This is a genomic window from Massilia sp. Leaf139 (assembly GCF_001424165.1).
GTDB lineage: Bacteria > Pseudomonadota > Gammaproteobacteria > Burkholderiales > Burkholderiaceae_D > Telluria.
In genome coordinates this window covers 1209716-1225976 of sequence record NZ_LMOJ01000001.1, presented here as the reverse complement: position 1 = coordinate 1225976, position 16261 = coordinate 1209716, and the positions used below count along the sequence as shown (strand labels likewise).

The 16261-nt window shown below is 68.3% G+C and carries 13 protein-coding genes; 7 read left to right on the top strand and 6 right to left on the bottom strand.

Going from position 1 to position 16261, the window contains the following annotated elements:
* The first annotated feature begins 121 nt into the window (after window positions 1–121).
* The 4 genes from ASF77_RS05400 to ASF77_RS05385 all read left to right on the top strand — a co-directional run bounded on the left by ASF77_RS05400 (window position 122) and on the right by ASF77_RS05385 (window position 1386).
* Window positions 122–514 carry a hypothetical protein gene (locus ASF77_RS05400; protein ID WP_056335506.1) on the top strand — a complete coding sequence of 131 codons (393 nt, stop codon included), beginning with the start codon at window positions 122–124 and terminating at the stop codon, window positions 512–514.
* A complete protein-coding gene (locus ASF77_RS05395) occupies window positions 515–772 on the top strand; it encodes a DUF5985 family protein (protein WP_056335503.1) in 258 nt (85 codons plus the stop codon). It abuts the gene before it with no gap.
* Between the two features lie 2 nt (window positions 773–774).
* Window positions 775–1038, top strand: a complete 264-nt coding sequence (locus tag ASF77_RS05390; RefSeq protein ID WP_056336429.1) for a DUF5985 family protein — start codon at window positions 775–777, stop codon at window positions 1036–1038.
* 75 nt (window positions 1039–1113) lie between these two features.
* Complete coding sequence (locus tag ASF77_RS05385) at window positions 1114–1386, top strand: hypothetical protein (RefSeq protein ID WP_156648731.1); 273 nt, start codon at window positions 1114–1116, stop codon at window positions 1384–1386.
* An 82-nt stretch (window positions 1387–1468) separates the two neighbouring features.
* On the opposite strand, the gene ASF77_RS05380 is transcribed toward ASF77_RS05385, so the two are convergent.
* The 3 genes from ASF77_RS05380 to ASF77_RS05370 all read right to left on the bottom strand — a co-directional run bounded on the left by ASF77_RS05380 (window position 1469) and on the right by ASF77_RS05370 (window position 6919).
* Window positions 1469–2305 carry a phytanoyl-CoA dioxygenase family protein gene (locus ASF77_RS05380; RefSeq protein WP_056335498.1) on the bottom strand — a complete coding sequence of 279 codons (837 nt, stop codon included), beginning with the start codon at window positions 2303–2305 and terminating at the stop codon, window positions 1469–1471.
* A 154-nt stretch (window positions 2306–2459) separates the two neighbouring features.
* Complete coding sequence (locus ASF77_RS05375) at window positions 2460–2885, bottom strand: NUDIX hydrolase (protein ID WP_056335496.1); 426 nt, start codon at window positions 2883–2885, stop codon at window positions 2460–2462.
* A complete protein-coding gene (locus tag ASF77_RS05370; protein ID WP_056335493.1) occupies window positions 2882–6919 on the bottom strand; it encodes a PAS domain S-box protein in 4038 nt (1345 codons plus the stop codon). The genes ASF77_RS05375 and ASF77_RS05370 overlap by 4 nt, the downstream gene beginning before the upstream one ends.
* Before the next feature lie 183 nt (window positions 6920–7102).
* Here ASF77_RS05370 and ASF77_RS05365 point away from each other — a divergent pair, with 183 nt between their 5' ends.
* A complete protein-coding gene (locus ASF77_RS05365) occupies window positions 7103–8185 on the top strand; it encodes a mechanosensitive ion channel family protein (RefSeq protein WP_056335490.1) in 1083 nt (360 codons plus the stop codon).
* A gap of 156 nt (window positions 8186–8341) precedes the next feature.
* Here ASF77_RS05365 and ASF77_RS05360 read toward each other — a convergent pair whose 3' ends face one another.
* The 3 genes from ASF77_RS05360 to ASF77_RS05350 all read right to left on the bottom strand — a co-directional run bounded on the left by ASF77_RS05360 (window position 8342) and on the right by ASF77_RS05350 (window position 13626).
* A complete protein-coding gene (locus ASF77_RS05360) occupies window positions 8342–9529 on the bottom strand; it encodes a glycosyltransferase (protein ID WP_082493566.1) in 1188 nt (395 codons plus the stop codon).
* 495 nt (window positions 9530–10024) lie between these two features.
* On the bottom strand, window positions 10025–11236 hold the full coding sequence (locus tag ASF77_RS05355) for a hypothetical protein (protein WP_056335486.1): 1212 nt from the start codon (window positions 11234–11236) through the stop codon (window positions 10025–10027).
* 89 nt (window positions 11237–11325) lie between these two features.
* Window positions 11326–13626 (bottom strand): ATP-binding protein, encoded by a 2301-nt coding sequence (locus ASF77_RS05350; protein ID WP_056335483.1) that lies wholly within the window; start codon window positions 13624–13626, stop codon window positions 11326–11328.
* A gap of 288 nt (window positions 13627–13914) precedes the next feature.
* On the opposite strand from ASF77_RS05350, the gene ASF77_RS05345 reads away from it, so the two are divergent.
* Window positions 13915–15207 (top strand): NCS2 family permease, encoded by a 1293-nt coding sequence (locus ASF77_RS05345; protein WP_056335480.1) that lies wholly within the window; start codon window positions 13915–13917, stop codon window positions 15205–15207.
* A gap of 232 nt (window positions 15208–15439) precedes the next feature.
* The gene (locus ASF77_RS05340) at window positions 15440–16249 is read left to right on the top strand and encodes a YdiY family protein (protein WP_056335476.1); all 810 of its coding nucleotides are present in this window, start codon (window positions 15440–15442) and stop codon (window positions 16247–16249) included.
* The last annotated feature ends 12 nt before the right edge of the window (window positions 16250–16261 follow it).

Here is a 16261-nt window from a genome sequence, read left to right as displayed (position 1 = left end):
TACGTCCAGGAGCACACGTCAATACGGGCGCACGATACGAATGGACGGTGCATTGTCATCCGGAATGGTCTAGAATCACGGCTCTTTCGACAACATTCCATCCCGGAAACAACCACCGTCAATGGATAAGGTCCCGTTCCCGGAGGACTTGCGGCGCTTCGTGCTTACGAGCATACCGTCCGTACCCTTCCTCGAAGCACTGCTCCTGTTGCGCGCGAATCCGACGCAGCAATGGCATGGCGACACCCTGGCGCAGCGCCTCTACGTGCGCGAGCGCACCGCGCAGGCCCTGCTCGACGACCTCTGCCGTGCGGGCATGGTCGCGCCCTGCGCCGAACCGCACCAGGACTGCTACCAGTACCAGCCGACATCAAGCCAGCTGCGCGAACGCATCGACGCACTGGCCGAACTGTACGCGCGGCACCTGGTGGAAGTCACCTTGCTCATCCATTCTTCTCTCGACCGCAAGGCCCAGCAATTTGCCGATGCCTTCAAACTGCGAAAGGACTCGTAAGTGGCCGAAACGATCTACACCCTGTGCATCCTGACCTCGCTCGCCTGTGCCTGGCTGCTGTTCGCGAGTTATCGCCGCACGCGCTACCGGCTGCTGTTCTGGAGTGGTTCCTGCTTTGCCGTGATGACCCTGAATAACCTGTTCCTGCTGCTCGACAAGATCGTGTTCCCGAATATCGACTTCCTGCCGGCGCGGCTGATCAGCGCGCTCGTCGCCATTTCCCTGCTGTTGTACGGCCTGATCTACGAGAAGGAATGAGCATGACCGACTTGTTCACCGGCGCGATCTGCATGGGTTCGATCGTCATCGCCCTCTTCTTCCTGCGCTTCTGGCGCGATTCGAACGACCGCTTCTTCCTGTATTTCGCGGCCTCCTTCTTCATCGAAGGCCTGCACCGGCTGTATTCGGCCCTGAACGACGCGGGCGCCGAGGACTCGCCGTTGCACTACCTGATCCGCCTGCTGGCGTATGGCCTGATTCTGTGGGCGATCCTGGAAAAGAACCTGCCGCGCGAGAGGAAGTAAGCGTGTCGCGTGCGCCCGCGTCAGGCGGGCTCCGACATAATGAAGCCATGTGAACATTTTGATATGGAGAACATCATGGCAAACACCGATCCGCGTAGCCAGCCGCAGAGCCCGCAAGCACCGCAACCCGGCACCGACGAACTTAACCGCTCCGAAAACCTGCTCCCGGGCGACGACGGCGCCGAGGACGGCCGCTTCGAAGTGGCCGAGGAAGTCGCCCTCGACATCCAGGGCGACGACACGCGCCGCGTCGGCCAGTTGCCCGAGGATCTGCCGGGCAGCGTGACCGAATCGATGCCGAGCACGGTGCAGACCGAGCCGGAAGACGAGAACAAGGACACGCCGTAAGGCGGCGGCCTCGCAACGCAGCGGGCACAACACAACGGGCGCCGCGGCGCCCGTTTTTTCGTCTACGACTGGACGGCGGCCATCACATCTTGATCCCCATCTTCAGCCCCTCGATCGTATGCGCCTGCACGATCGGCTCCAGGCGTTCGACCACGCGGCAGGTGATGTGGCGGCGCAGCTCCGGCGGCAGGCTTTCGTAATAGCCGTGGGTCAGCTGCAGGTCGTGCTTGTCGGCGTTGCGCGCGTCGGGCGCATCCACGCCGAGCACGAACACCGGGCGCGAACGGTCGGATTCGTTGGCGGTGCCGCGGTGGATGGTCAGCGCAGAACGCGCCGAGATATCCCCCATCTTCGGCAGCTTGCGCTGGGCGCGCGCCTCGTAGCGCGGCCACAGTTCCTTCGGCGGAAACATCGGGTCGCCGTCGCCGAGGTCGTCCCATTGCGTGCCGGGCGCGATCTCGAAGGGTCCCATGTCCTCCGTCACGTCGACGGTGGTGATGTTGAACGCGAGCGAATTCAGGCGCCGGCCGACCAGGGTGGCTTCGGGCGAGCGGAAGTCGCGGTGCCAGGGCTGGTGCAGCGCACCGGGGCCGGGCACATCGAAGCCGGCCTCGACGACGCGGTAGTCGGGGCCGAGCACGGCGCGGCAGACCGCCACCACCCACGGGTGGCCGATGATGTCGGCGAAGCCGGAAATGCGCTCGGGGTGCACCTCGACGTAATAACGGTTCGGCCCGCGCGCGAGCGCCCCGCCCGGCTGGCGCTGGGCTTCCTCGAACAGGGTGGCGATGTCGCGTCCGAGCCGTTCGACCCAGGCCCGGTCGAAGGCGCCCTTGCAGGCGATGATGCCGTCGCCATACAGGCCGCCCATGATGGCGGCGGCGTCGTGGGTGTCGTTGTCGGTGGCTTGGCTGGGCATGGCGGTCTCCTTTGTTGCTTGGCGGGGTCATGGTACTGCGAAACAGCGGCGCCGTGCGCACGGAGGAAGCTTGTCTGTGGAATTGGCGCGCTACCCATGCCAGATGCATGACGTAGGGTGTGCCCACCCTACGAAGCCCGTGACCACGCGCGCTTCACCAGTCCAGCGTCAGCAGCAGCGCCCCCATGCGTGGCCAGCACAGCTGGCTGATCTCCTCGCGCCGCGCCCAGCGGAAACCGTCCATCTCCGGCGTCGGCTTGCCCGTCTTCGCGTGCGGGAAGTAGCTGCTGCAGTGCAGCTGCGAGAGGTCGCCCAGTTCGTCGCCGGCGTCGACCCGGAACAGGTGCAGGCGCTTGTCGCGCCGGTAGTCGAATTCGCCCAGATCCACGAAGCGCGCGGCCTCGAACACCGCACCGGCTTCCTCGCGCAGTTCGCGCATCGCCGCTTCCAGGCTGGTCTCGCCGGGGTCGCGCATGCCCTTCGGGATGTCCCAGGCCGCCGTGTGCGTCACGTGGCAGAGCAGCAGGCGGCCTGTCGAATCGAGCACCAGGGTGCCGCAGGACACCGTGTGGCGGCTCACGCGCGCCCCTCCATCGCGGTGGCCAGCGCCTGCTCCAGGGCCTCGCGGCTGACCGGCTTGGTGAGATGCTGGTCGAAACCCGCCTGCTGCGACAGCGTCATGTCGCTGGCCGCGCCCCAGCCCGTGAGCGCGACCAGCACGGCGCCACGCAGCTCGCTGCTCGACCTCAGGGCGCGCGCGACTTCGTGGCCGTTCATGCCGGGCAGGCCGATGTCGAGGAAGGCCAGCTCGGGCCGGAAGCTGCGCGCCGCCGCCAGGCCCGCCGGGCCGTCATGGGCCATGCGCGTTTCGTGGCCGAGAGCGCCGAGCAGCGCGACCAGGCTTTCGGCGGCGTCGAGGTTGTCGTCCACCACCAGCACGCGCAGGCGCCGCGCCTGGGCCGGCATGGCCGGCGCCGCCCGCGTTTCCCCGGACTCGCCGTCGCCAGCCCGGCGCCGCAGCGGCAGGCGCACGGTGAAGGTGCTGCCCTGGCCGCGCCCGGCGCTGCTCGCCTGCACCCGGCCGCCATGCAGCTCGACCAGGCGCCGCACCAGCGACAGGCCGATCCCGAGCCCGCCCTGGGCCCGATCGAGGCTGCTGCCGACCTGGGTGAACATCTCGAATACGGATCCGATCGCGTCGGGCGCAATGCCGATGCCGCTGTCGGTGACGGCCACCACCGCCTGCATGCCCTCGCGCCAGGCCGCCAGCGCGATGCGCCCGCCGCCCGGGGTGTACTTGGCCGCGTTGTTCAAGAGGTTCGAGAGCACCTGCACCAGCCGCGTCAGGTCGGCGTCCAGCGGCAGCGGCTCGTCGGGCAGCGCGACCTCGAGCTTGTGGCCGCCGGCCTGGATCAGGGCCGTGCTCGACTCGACCGCCATCGACACCGCGACCCGCAGGTCGATCGCCTCCTTTTTCAGTTCGATGCGTCCGCGCGTGATGCGGGCGATGTCGAGCAGGTCGTCGACGAGGTGGATCAGCTGGCCGAGCTGGCGATCCATCATCGCGTGCACGCGCGCGGCCGTCTCGGCGCTGGGCGGCGCCATGCGCAGCAGGTCGAGGCCGGTGCGGATCGGCGCCAGCGGGTTGCGCAGCTCGTGCGCCAGGGTGGCGAGGAACTCGCTCTTGCGATGGTCGGCCTGGGACAGGTCGGCCGCGATGCGGCGCAGTTCGTCCTCGGCGCGCTTTTGCTCGGTGATGTCGCGCGTGATCGTCGCCAGGCCCAGGTGGGCGCCGTCGGCGCCATGTACGGCAAAGCCCTTGAAATACACGGGGATGGCGTCGCCGGCGCCGCGCCCCGAGAACTTAAGCTCGCCATCCCATTTCTCGGCCGCGCCGGTCAGGGCCGGCAGCACGTCGCTGCGCACGAAGGGGCGGCAGTCGCTCGAGAAGAAATCGAGCAGGCGCGCGCCGCGGATGTCGGACGCCAGGCCCAGGCCCGCCATCGCGCGCCCGGCCGGGTTCAGGTACAGGCCGGCGCCGTCGGGCGCGAAGATGCCGATGAAGTCCGAGGACTGCTCGGCCACCGCCGCCAGGCGCCGCACGCCTTCCTCGGCCACGCGCCGTTCGCTCTCGTCGCGCAGGTAAAGGGCGATGCCGCCGTCGGGCGTCGGGAAGCAGTTGATCTCGTACCAGCCGCCCCAGGCCGGCACCTGCACTTCCAGGCGCTGGGCGCTGCGATCCGCGGCGCAGCGGCGGCAGGCACGCTCCTGTGTGCTGCCCTGCCAGTCGGGGAACAGATCCCAGAACACGTCGCCGAAGAGCTGGTCGCGGCTCATGCCGGTGATGCGCTCGGCGGCGCCGTTGGCGTAGCCGATGCGCCAGCCGCTGTCGAGCGCGAGGAAGCCGTCGTTCATGCTTTCCAGGATGGCGTGCGAGCGCTCCTCGGCCGCCTGGCGCGCGCTGGCCTCGGCGCGCTGGCCGATGACGAGCGAAGCGGTATTGGCCAGCAGGGCCAGCGCCGCGTCGGCCCCGGCACGGTCGGCGCGGTAGCCGGCGCGGTCGTACCAGGTAAAGGCGCCGAGCACCGCGCCCGAAGGCGCCAGGATCGGCAGCGCGCGGCAGGCGGCCAGGCCGGCCGCCAGCGCCTCGGCGCGGCAGCGTTCCCATAGCGGATCGCCGGCGATGTCGGGGCAGTCGACCGGCTCGCCGCGCCAGGCCGCAGTGCCGCCGCCGGCGCCCAGCGGCGCAATGCCGACGGCGTCCAGGGCCTGGCGCAGATCCGCAGGCAGGCTGGGCGCGGCCGCGTGCACCAGCGCGCCGCCGGGGCCGGCCAGCTGGATCGCGGCCAGCGCGGCGCCGCCGGCATAGTCCTCGGCGCTGCGCGCCAGCAGGTCGAGCACGTCGTCCAGCGGCGCATCCGACACGGCCAGTTCGAGCGCCCCGCGCTGGCCTACGGCCAGCAGGTTGGCGCGGGTGCGGTCGGTGACGTCGATACCGTGGATCAGGACGCCCGACACGGCGCCGTCCGGCTCGCGCAGGGCCATGTAGATGAAGTCGACATAGCTGGTGGCGAGCTCCCCGCCCGCCGTCTGCAGCTGCAGGCGCACGTTGCTGCCTTCGTGCGCCACGCCGCTGCGGTAGACGCCGTCGAGGAGTTCGAACAACCCCTGGCCTTCGAGTTCGGGCAGGGCCGCATGCACGCTCTTGCCGAGCAGCGCCCGGCGCCCGACCAGTTCGGCGAAGCGCTCGTTGACCATGTCGAACACCATTTCCGGTTTGCGCAGCACCGCCATGAAGGCGGGGGCCTGGTAGAAGATGTCGCGCATGCGCTCGTTGGCGGTGCGCAGCTGGGCCACCAGGCGTTCGCGTTCCAGGCCCGCCCGCTGGCGCGCGCTGATGTCGGTGAAGGTGAGCACCGCGCCGCCGGCGCCGCCGCCGGTGGTCATCGGATGGAGCGAACAGGCCACCGGCAGGCGCGTGCCGTCCTTGCGCAGCAGGCGCGCATCGTCCAGGCGCAGGGTGGCGCCGCTGCGCACGGCGTCAAGCAGCGCGCTCGCACCGAGGCCCTCCGCTTCGGCCGGTTCTGGCAGCAGGACGGCCGCGGCGGCGCCGGCCAGTTCCTGCGGCGCGTAGCCGAGGCAGGCCGCGCCGGCCGCGTTCAGGAAGGTGCAGCGGCCATCGAGGTCGAGCCCGACGATGCCTTCGCCCGAGGACTCGAGCAGGCGCGCGAAGCGTTCGGTGCTCTCGTGCAGGGCGCGCTCGCTGGCGGCCAGGTGCTCGATCGCCTCGTGCTCGGCGGTGGCGTCGCGCATGATCTTGGCGTAGCCGAGCAGGCGGCCGCGCCGCTCGCCCTCTTCGCGCAGGGCGATCATCATGCCGTCGGCGAAGAAGCGGCCGCCGTCCTTGCGCAGGTACCAGCGCTTGTCGGTCGAGCGGCCGGTGTCGCGCGCGCGCGCGGCCTCCTCGTCCGGCTTGCCGGCGGCGCGGTCTTCCTGCGTGAAGATCATGTCGGCCGAGCGGCCCAGCGCCTCGGCTGCGCTCCAGCCCGTGACCTCCTCCGCCCCAGCTTCCCATTCCGTGATGCGGCGTTCGGTATCGGTGCCGATGAAGGCGTAGCCGTGCAGGTTGTCGAGGATCAGGCGCAGGCGGTCGGACTGGCCCGGCGCGGGTGCGGGTGCGGGTGCGGGTGACTGTGCAGCACGCAGGCGTGCCAGCTCGGCGTTCTGGCGGTACACGACGAGGCACTGGCTCACCCGCGCGCGCAGCACCTGCGCGTTCAGCGGCTTGGCGAGGTAGTCGGCCGAGCCGAGGGCATAGGCGCGCTCGTAAGGGAAGTCGTCGGCATCGCCGGCCGTGATGAAGATGACCGGCACCGCCTGCGAGCGCGGATGCTGGCGCATCAGCTCGGCGGTCTGAAAGCCGTCCATGGTCGGCATCTGGACATCGAGCAGCACCAACGCGAACTCGTCGGCGAGCAAGGCGCGCAGCGCCGCCTCGCCCGAATCGACGGGAACGAGCGCGGCGTCCAGTCCGGCCAGCAGCGCTTCGAGCACCGCGAGGTTGGCAGGCTGATCGTCCACGAGAAGGATGCGGGGCTGGACGGCTGCGCTCATCGGTGAATGGTCGGTCTGGCGCGCCGGGCGCGCAAATGTGTGAGTAATTGTAAAGAAAGCAATGTATGCCTCACGCTTCCGATTGTCAATTGTGCGCGCCTTCCGCCGGGGCGCCCGCACACTAGGGCTTTGCTGCCGCAGCGCAGCACGCTCGTGCATTCGCTTGGAAAGCCTGGAGAACCGATGGATTTCACGTACCTGAACAACACCCTCGAAAGCTGGGCGATCGCCCTGGCCGTGCTGGTAGGCGCGACCCTGGCCATGCACTGGCTGCGGCGCCTGGCCCTGCACCGGATGCAGACCGTGGCCCAGCGCACCGAGACCCTGGCCGACGACCTGGTCGCCAAGATGCTGCGCAAAACCTATCTGCTCATCATGATCACGCTGGCGGCCTATCTTGGCAGCCTCGCGCTGGAGCTGACCGAACGCCAGCGCCTCGTGATCTCGCGCATCGCGATCGCGGCCCTGATCCTGCAGCTGGCGATCTGGGGCGACACCCTGCTGCGCGCCTGGCGCGACCACTCGTATGTGACGGACGCGCCGCGCAAGGCCTCGCGCACCATCCTGTGCTTCCTGATGCGCCTGGCGCTCTGGGTGATCGCCTTCCTGATGGTGCTCGATAACTTCGGCTTCAACATCACGGCCCTGGTGGCCAGCCTCGGCATCGGCGGCATCGCGGTCGCCCTGGCCGTGCAGAACATCCTCGGCGACCTGTTCGCCTCGCTCTCGATCATGCTCGACAAGCCCTTCGAGATCGGCGACTTCATCATCGTCGGCGACGTGCTGGGCTCGGTCGAGCACATCGGCCTGAAGACCACGCGCCTGCGCGGGCTGGGCGGCGAACAGGTCATCTTCGCCAACAGCGACCTGCTGAAAAGCCGCATCCACAACCACAAGCGGATGGAGACGCGGCGCGTGGCCTTTGTCCTGCGCATCGCCTACGGGGCGCCCGACGCCCAGCTGGCGCGCGTGCCGGCCCTGATCCGCGAAGTGGTGGATGCCGAACCGATGGCGGCCTTCGAGCGCGCCCACTTCTTCAACTACGGCGAATGGTCGCTCAATTTCGAAGTCGTCTACCACTTCCAGAGCCCCGACTACATCGCGCACATGGACACCCAGCAGGCCATCCTGCTGGAGATCTACCGCCGCTTCGAACGCGAGGAGATCCGCTTCGCGCACCCGCTGTCGATCGTGCGCATGGCCGATGGGGGCGCGCCGCTACGGCCGCCGGCGGGGAATGTGGCGGCGGGGGCGTTTCGGCATTGAGCCCGCCGGATCTAGCACGATTTGATTTCGCGCCTGCGCATGCGTGCGTTGGACGCGAGGGCGCCGGCACGGCAACGCCGCGCGCAGCATCCGTCCCGACGTAAAAAAACCCGCCGGGCCTTGCGGCCGGGCGGGTTTTCACAAGCTAGCCGACAATCAGGCGGCGCTCTTCTGCGCGACCGGCAGCGGGTTGACGCGGGCGGCAGTGCCGCCTTCGAGCACGGCGGCAGCGGCGGTGCGGGCGGCGCCCGGGGCCGTGGTGCTGATCAGCTCGTGCATGCGGCCGGCGGTCTTGTCCCACGAGGTATTCGCAACGATGTCGCGCATGCGCTCGACCAGCTGCGCCTGCTCGCTCTCGCCCAGCGCCAGCATGCGCTCGCAGGCGGCGATGTATTCGTCGGCGGTCGAGGCGATGGCGACGACGTCGCCATACGGCACCTTGACGTCGGTGATCGGGGTCGAGACGCTCAGTTTTTCGGCGGCCATGTACTCCAGCACCTTGGTCGGGCTGATGAACTTGGTCGAGTCGTTCATGGCGAAGGGCAGCAGGCAGACGTCCCATCCGGCCAGGAACTTCGGCAGTTCGTCATAGTTGCGCTGGCCCATGTAGTGGACGTTGTCGGCGCGCGGCAGTTCGGCCGGATCGATCTTGACGACGGGGCCGACCAGCACGATCTGCCATTCCGGGTGGGCAGCGGCCATCTGGCGCACCAGATCGGTGTCGAAACGCTCGTCGATGACGCCGTAGAAGCCGAGGCGCGGGCCGGCGATCTTGGCCTGCTCAGGGTGCGAGATGGCGCTGTCGAGGGCCTGGCGGAAATGCTTGGCGTCGACGCTGCTCGAGAAGCAGTGGGCGTTGGCGTGCCGGTCTTTCTTCGCTTCGTACAGGCTCGGGCCGCCGGTGAAGACCAGGTCGGCGATGTTCAGCAGGGCCGATTCGCGCTGCAGCAGTTGCTTCGGCGGGTTCTTGAAGGCGGCCAGTTCATCCATGCAGTCGTAGACGACCAGGGAAGGATCGAAGTTCTGCAGCAGCGGCAGTGCCATCGGGGTGTAGAACCACACGACTGGACGCTCGCCTTCCGGCACCAGGTCGGCCAGCAGGCGCTGCATGGTCGGCAGCTGGTCGTCATGGAAGCCCCAGGTGTTCTCGATCGGGGTATGCGGACGGCACACCGTGATGTTCGGCGCCACGGCCGTCTTTTGCAGGTGTGCCTGGCCCTCGCTGTGCACCGGTTCTTCGACGAACAGGATATTGTAGTGTTCCGCCAGGCGCGTCATGAGGTGCTGGGGGCGTTGGAAGACGAAGTCCCAGCGGAGGTGGCAAAACACGATCAGGGTCGGCATGTTGATTTCCTTTCGCCTTTGTGGCGCTTTAATTGATCTTGGATCCCGGTGTTGTGTCGAGGCGGCGGCGGAGTCTTCACACCCTGCGATCGATACCGGAGCGGTGCATCGTAACATGCAAATTTAATATTATTTTCATTTATGCATGGCAACATTAGCGTTCAGAAAGGGCCAGTCGGAAATGAAGAGCGTTTCCTCATAGGAGAGTTCGGTGTCCATCAGGCATCTTCGTAGGCCTATTCCCACATATATACAAGGAAATCCACTACGAAAACTCATCCATACGGGATGCATGCGCAACCGTGCGCACCCCGTGAAACGGGCCTGCTGAGCGGATCCGGGGCGACTGGCGGTGACGAAACGGCGCGCCGCAGGCTGTAGGCATACTCTGCCGTGGCGGACGCGCCAATGATGGGTTGGAGCCGTCTGACGCCCCGTCGGGACGCGGGTGCAGTCACACGCGCGCGCCCTTTGCTGCGGCACGGTATTCGGTTTTCAGGCCGGAGAATAAGGCTGGGCGCCTTCGGGATGGCCTTCGCGGTCGAAGCCGTCGGCGGTGGACACGTCGTCGATGCCGATCGAGCCGAGGGCATCGCACAGCTCGTCGACCTCGGCGCCGAGATCGGCGGCCAGGTCGACGGCCTTGACCGTTCCGCCCCAGGGCGGCCCGCCGTCGAGGGCGTACAGGTTCACGCGCAGTTCGATGTGTTCGCCCGCGTCCTGGGGCGCGACCACGGCGCGCACGCGGTCGGCCGCCAGCTCCTTGGCGGCGAGCAGGCTGTTGATCTCGGTCAGGGTGCCGAGCAGCGCCAGTTCGGCCACGCCCTGCTCCTTGGCGCCATGGAACAGATCCTGGTAGAGGAAGTCGACGCTGATGCTCTCCGGATCGCGCGCCAGGCAGCGCCGTACCAGCGGCGCCACGCGCTCCGTCCAGGCCCGGTAGCGGCGCATGCGGTCGGCGAAATACACGTCGGCGTCGATCTCGTTCTTCGGCACCGCGTAGAACGGGTCGTCCGCGCGCTTCAGCGCGAAGCCGAACAGGAAGCGCAGCTCCATGGCCGTCTCGTCGGGCGCGAAGCGTTCGCCCGTCCAGCCGCGGATGCTTGCTTCCAGCAAGGGCGCGGCGACCGGCTTCTTGCTCGAGAGCGAGGCGGCCGCTTCGCGCAACAGTTCCTGCAAGGTCGAATAGCCGATGTGATCCGCCTCGGCCAGGTCGTAGGCGTGGCGCACCAGGGCCACCTTGGCCTGCGGGCTCTCCAGTTCGCAAGCGGTGAAGCTGGCCGCCAGCGCCTCGTAGGCCTCGTCGTCCGGGAAGATGTCCTGCGAGACCAGGCCGCCCGTGCTGCGCACGAAAAGCGGGATCATGAAGGCGTCGATCTCGAATTCGTCCTCGCCTTCGCGGCGAAAGCGCAGCGTGGCCGACTGCTCGCCGACGTGGGCGCGCAGCAGGCGGCAGGCTTCCGGATCGGTGAAGCGGGCCAGCTCGATCGCGCCGTAGAGCACCTCGTCGCGCTTCTTGCGCAGCGCCTTGCGGATTGCGACCAGCAGCTCCTCTTCCTTGGCGGCGGCCCCTTCCGGGTCGGCGTCCTCCCCCTCGGCTACCTCGAGCGCGAGATCGGCCAGCGCCTGGGCCAGGGCGTCGGTGTCGGCTTCGGCGGCGGAGACGGCGGCCGACTTGCGCGGCACGGGCTTCTTATTTTTCGGCATGGTAAGCGTGGTGAATGATGAAAGCGCCATGGTAGCGCATTGCGGCCCATGCGCGGCCCGCACGCAGATGTGTCCCGTCCCTGTGGGCCTTACTCGGCGCGTTCGGTCTCCGGCGTGGCCTTGGCCATGCTCAGCGCCGCCAGCACTTGCTCCGGCTCGGCAGGCTTGGCGATGTGCAGGTCGAAGCCCGCTTCGCGTGCGCGCACCTTGTCGGCGAGCTGGCCGTAGCCGGTCAGAGCGATCAGCAAGGTATGCGAGAACTGCGGCATCGCGCGCAGGCGCCGCGCCAGTTCGTAGCCGTTCATGTCGGGCAGGCCGATGTCGAGGATGAACACGTCGGGACGCTCGAATGCAGCCCATTCGAGCGCGCTGGCGGCGTCGTAATAGGTCGACACCAGGTGGTCGCCGGCCGCCTCCAGCAGCAGCGACAGGCTGACGGCGGCGTCGATGTTGTCGTCGACCAGCATCACGCGCAGCGCACTGGGGACAGCGCCCTGCCCGCCGTTCTGTCCGTGGACGCCATCGCGGCTGGCATACAGGCCGGCCTCCCGCACGCGGCGCGAGGGGTGCGGCGTGGTCAACGCCGCCAGTTCGGTCTTCAGGGGCAGGCGCACGGTGAAGACGCTGCCGCCGCCGCGCCCCGGGCTGCTCGCCTCGACGCTGCCGCCATGCAGCTGCACCAGGCTGCGCACCAGCGCCAACCCCAGGCCGAGTCCGCCCTGGGCGCGGTCGGCCTTGCGCTCGCCCTGCGAGAACAGGTCGAATACGCGCGGCAGCAGTTCCGCGGTGATGCCCTCGCCGTCGTCGGCCACCGAGACGCTGGCCTCGTCGCCGCTGCTGCCCAGCGCAAGCTGGATCGCGCCGTGCGGCGGCGTGTACTTGGCCGAATTGGTGAGCAGATTCGCCAGCACCTGGGTCAGGCGGGTCTGGTCGCCGCGCACCCTCACCGCGCCGTTGGGCAGGCGCAGCTCGAGGCGGTGCTGGCGCTCCTCCATCAGCGGGCGGGTCTGCTCGACGGCGCGCTCGACGATGTTGCGCAAGTCGACGTCTTCCATGTTCAGGCTCACCAGGCCGCGTGTGACGCGCGAGACGTCAAGCATGTCGGACAGCAGGCGGTTCATGTGCTCGACCTGGCGCCCGATCACGTCGCCGGCGTAGCGCGCGCGGTGGACGTCGAGGTTGGGCAGCTTGAGGAGCTGGGCCGCGGTGCCGATCGGGGCCAGCGGGTTGCGCAGTTCGTGGCCGAGCATGGCCAGGAACTGATCCTTGGCGCGGTTTTCTTCCTCGGCCATCTGGCGCGCCTGCTGGGCGCGTTCGAGCTGGGACTGGCGCTCGTAGCCGGCCGTGTCGCGCGTGGCCTGGGCCCGGCGCAGCTCGTTGCCGGCCTTGCGCAGGGCAGTGAGCAAACGGTCGATCTCGACGATGCGCGAGCGCTGCGGCGGGGGCAGCTCGCCGCGTCCCAGGCTGCTTGCCGCCTCGACTGCCATCCGGATCGAACGTGCATGGCCGCGCCCGAACCAGGCCGAGACCGCGGCCGCACCCAGCAGCGCGGCGACCAGGGCCAGCGCGGCCGCGCGCCGTGTGCCGCCGGGCTCCGCCGCGGAGATCGCTGCGGCAGGCGCCGCGACCGCGATCAGCCAGCCGGCCGATGCCGTCCGTTCGAAAGCGACGCTGCCGCTGCCGCCATGGCGCAGCGCCGTCTCGACTCTGCCGGCGCGGCTGCGCGCGGCGGCCGCCAGCAGCGATGGCGCCCCCGCCTCGCCCACGAGTTCGGCCGGCCCCTGGTTCGAAGCCACCAGGCGGCCCCTGCGGTCGACGATATCGACCTGCCAGTCGGGCGGCAGCTTGGCGTCGCGCAGCAGGCGCCGAAAATGGTCGGTGCCGTAGCCCACCGCCAGCACATGGCGGCGCGCGCCCGACGCGTGCGGCAAGGCGACGACGGTGACCAGGCGCTCGCCGGCCGGGCCGGGCACGATGTCGCTGACGACGGCGCGTCCTCCCGCCAGCATGGCGGGGAAATAGGCGGGAACGGCGTCGGCCGGCAAGGGGCTGCCCATCAGGCCCAGGGTGGACAGCAGCACACTGCCGCGCTCGTCCATCAGGAGGCCCCAGGAATCGTGGCCGTCGGCCGCGGCCTTGGCTTCTTTATGAAAAGCCTGGAGGTCGTTTGAGGCCAGCGAGGGCGAACCGGCCAGTACCCGCAGCGAGGCGGTTGCTGCGGCATGTTCGGCGTCGACCAGCATCGCGATGCGCTCGGCGGTTCGCGCCAGGCTCGACCGTGCCAGCTCGCGCTCGGTGTCCTCGATCAGGCGCAGGGCGAACCCGGCGAAAAAGATCACCGGCACCAGGATTGCTGCGGCCATCAAATACAGGTAGGCACGGATTTGCATCGCGGGCTCACAGGTAGACGGCCGTCGACATGACAGCCAGCAAATTGATGATACCAATGTCTCAACGTAAAGCAACAAAATAGTAGATCGGGAGCAAATGAGCGGCGAATGCGCGGGGGCATGCGCCGCCGGGCATGCACGGCGCATGGCGTGCGGGCCGCTTCCGGCGGCGCAGGGCGCCGCGGCGGACGGTGCGGTGTTATGCTTCGGTCATCCCAACCACACGCTGTGCAAGGCGACGCGCCCGCGCCGCCTTCGACCGCCCAGCCAACGCAATTCTCATCCACGATGCTCGACAACTATTTCAAACTCAAGGAAAGCGGCACCGACGTTCGCACCGAACTGCTGGCCGGCCTGACGACTTTCCTGACGATGGCCTACATCATTTTCGTCAATCCCTCGATCCTCGGCGACGCCGGCATGCCGAAGGAAGCCGTGTTCGTGGCCACCTGCCTGGTGGCGGCGCTGGGCAGCGCGATCATGGGCCTGTACGCCAACTACCCGATCGGCATGGCGCCGGGCATGGGCCTGAACGCCTATTTCGCCTACGCGGTGGTGCTCGGGATGGGCGTGGCCTGGCCGGCGGCGCTGGGCGCGGTCTTCCTTTCGGGCTGCCTGTTCATCCTGGTGTCGGTGTTCGGCCTGCGCGGCATGATCGTGAACGGCATCCCGCACTCGCTGCGCGTGGCGATCACGGTCGGCCTGGGCATGTTCCTGGCCCTGATCGCGCTGAAGAACGCCGGCATCGTCGTCGGCAGCGAACCGACCCTGGTCAAGGCGGGCGATCTGCACAAGCCGGAAGCGGTCATGGCGATCGTCGGTTTCCTGCTGATCGTGACGCTCGACCGGCTGAAGGTGCGCGGCGCCATCCTGATCGGAATCATCGTCGTCACCGTCCTCTCCTTCTTCTTCGGCGGGAACACCTTCAAGGGCATCTTTTCGGCCCCGCCTTCGATCGACCCGACCCTGTTCAAGCTCGACATCGCGGGCGCCCTCTCGGTCGGCATCATCAACGTGGTCTTGGTGTTCTTCCTGGTCGAGCTGTTCGACGCCACCGGCACCCTGATGGGCGTGGCCAGCCGTGCCGGCCTGCTGGTCGAGGGCAAGATGGCGCGCCTGAACAAGGCCCTGCTGGCCGACAGCGGCGCCATCGTCGCCGGTTCCGTGCTCGGCACCTCGAGCACCACCGCCTATATCGAGAGCGCCGCCGGCGTGCAGGCGGGCGGACGCACGGGCCTGACCGCCCTGATGGTGGCGGTGCTGTTCCTGGCCTGCCTGTTCATCGCGCCGCTGGCCGGCGTGGTGCCGGCCTACGCCACCGCGCCGGCCCTGCTGTTCGTGGCCTGCCTGATGCTGCGCGACCTCGGCGACATCGAATGGGGCGACACCACCGAAAGCATCCCGGCCGCGATCACGGCCCTGGTGATTCCGTTCACGTATTCGATCGCGGAAGGCATCGCCTTCGGCTTCATCACCTATGCCGCGCTGAAGCTGCTGACCGGACGGGCGCGCGACGTCAAGCCGGTGGTGTGGGTGATTGCGGGGCTGTTCATCTTCAAGATCGTGTATATCGGGACGTGAGGTGGCGGTTCGAGCGGTGAACGCGTGGGCACGGGTGCCCACGCGTTCACCGGCTCCGATCAGGCCCGCTCCGACAAGATCCACGACCGTTTTACGACACAATTCCCCTGCTTCTGGGATACAATCAGGCCCGAGCCCCTTTGCCGCACGGCGTGCACCGGCGCTCTTTTCCCGAACGACCGGCAGGTTGGCGGCGCGGCGGTTCGCCGGCGCCGCGGCCGCAGAACAGCTTATGAAATCATCTTCTTTCCTCGCGCTGGCCCTGTTTGGGCTTGCCCACTGCAGCGCTTTCGCCGGCGCCGCCGACGACTTGCCGGAAATCGGCAACATCCACAGCGCCCTCTCGGTCAACCGTCCCGAAATCATCCCCAATGGCGGCTGGTTCACCTCGGCCGAACTGGGCGCGATCAGCACCTCGGGCAACACCACCGGCACCTCGATCAGCGGCAAGATTGACGCCCGCCACGAGACGGCCGACTGGAGCAACGAATACATCGTCAGCGGCTTCTTCAAGGAAGACGAGATCACCGATGACGACGGCGAACGCTACCGCACGCGCTCGGCCGAGCGCTGGGCCGCGTCGGCCAAGGCTGCCTACAAGCTGATGAAGGAAGGTTCGCGCGCCTTCGTCCTCGGCTCGCACGTGAACGACAAGTTCGGCGCCTACACGCGCTATTCCTCGTTCGCGGCCGGCCACGGCTCGCAGCTCTACAACACCGACACCAAGGCGCTCGACGTGGAGATCGGCCCGGGCTATTTCAAGGGCCAGCGCGAGACCGGCGAGATCGAAAGCGGCCTCACCGTGCGCGGCGCCGCCCGCTTCCGCTGGCAGGTCAGCCCCTCGGCCGCCTTCGTGCAGACCGTCAGCGTCGAACGCGGCACCTCGAACGTGCACTCGATCGCCGAGTCGGCCCTGTCGACCAAGATCAACGACACGATGCAGATGAAGGCCGCCTTCTCGGCGCGCAACGACACCAACGTCCCGGTCGACAAGAAGAACACCGACACCCAGACCTCGCTGACCCTGGTGTATTCGTTCTAGGACGGCGCCCGC

What these genes read in the sequence shown, in the direction of transcription:
- ASF77_RS05345 (WP_056335480.1), top strand. Translation starts at nt 13,915, where the DNA reads ATGCTCGACAACTATTTCAAACTCAAGGAAAGCGGCACCGACGTTCGC.
- ASF77_RS05400 (WP_056335506.1), top strand. Translation starts at nt 122, where the DNA reads ATGGATAAGGTCCCGTTCCCGGAGGACTTGCGGCGCTTCGTGCTTACG.
- ASF77_RS05380 (WP_056335498.1), bottom strand. Translation starts at nt 2,305, where the DNA reads ATGCCCAGCCAAGCCACCGACAACGACACCCACGACGCCGCCGCCATC.
- ASF77_RS05370 (WP_056335493.1), bottom strand. Translation starts at nt 6,919, where the DNA reads ATGAGCGCAGCCGTCCAGCCCCGCATCCTTCTCGTGGACGATCAGCCT.
- ASF77_RS05340 (WP_056335476.1), top strand. Translation starts at nt 15,440, where the DNA reads ATGAAATCATCTTCTTTCCTCGCGCTGGCCCTGTTTGGGCTTGCCCAC.
- ASF77_RS05350 (WP_056335483.1), bottom strand. Translation starts at nt 13,626, where the DNA reads ATGCAAATCCGTGCCTACCTGTATTTGATGGCCGCAGCAATCCTGGTG.
- ASF77_RS05385 (WP_156648731.1), top strand. Translation starts at nt 1,114, where the DNA reads ATGGCAAACACCGATCCGCGTAGCCAGCCGCAGAGCCCGCAAGCACCG.
- ASF77_RS05365 (WP_056335490.1), top strand. Translation starts at nt 7,103, where the DNA reads ATGGATTTCACGTACCTGAACAACACCCTCGAAAGCTGGGCGATCGCC.
- ASF77_RS05355 (WP_056335486.1), bottom strand. Translation starts at nt 11,236, where the DNA reads ATGCCGAAAAATAAGAAGCCCGTGCCGCGCAAGTCGGCCGCCGTCTCC.
- ASF77_RS05360 (WP_082493566.1), bottom strand. Translation starts at nt 9,529, where the DNA reads ATGCCGACCCTGATCGTGTTTTGCCACCTCCGCTGGGACTTCGTCTTC.
- ASF77_RS05390 (WP_056336429.1), top strand. Translation starts at nt 775, where the DNA reads ATGACCGACTTGTTCACCGGCGCGATCTGCATGGGTTCGATCGTCATC.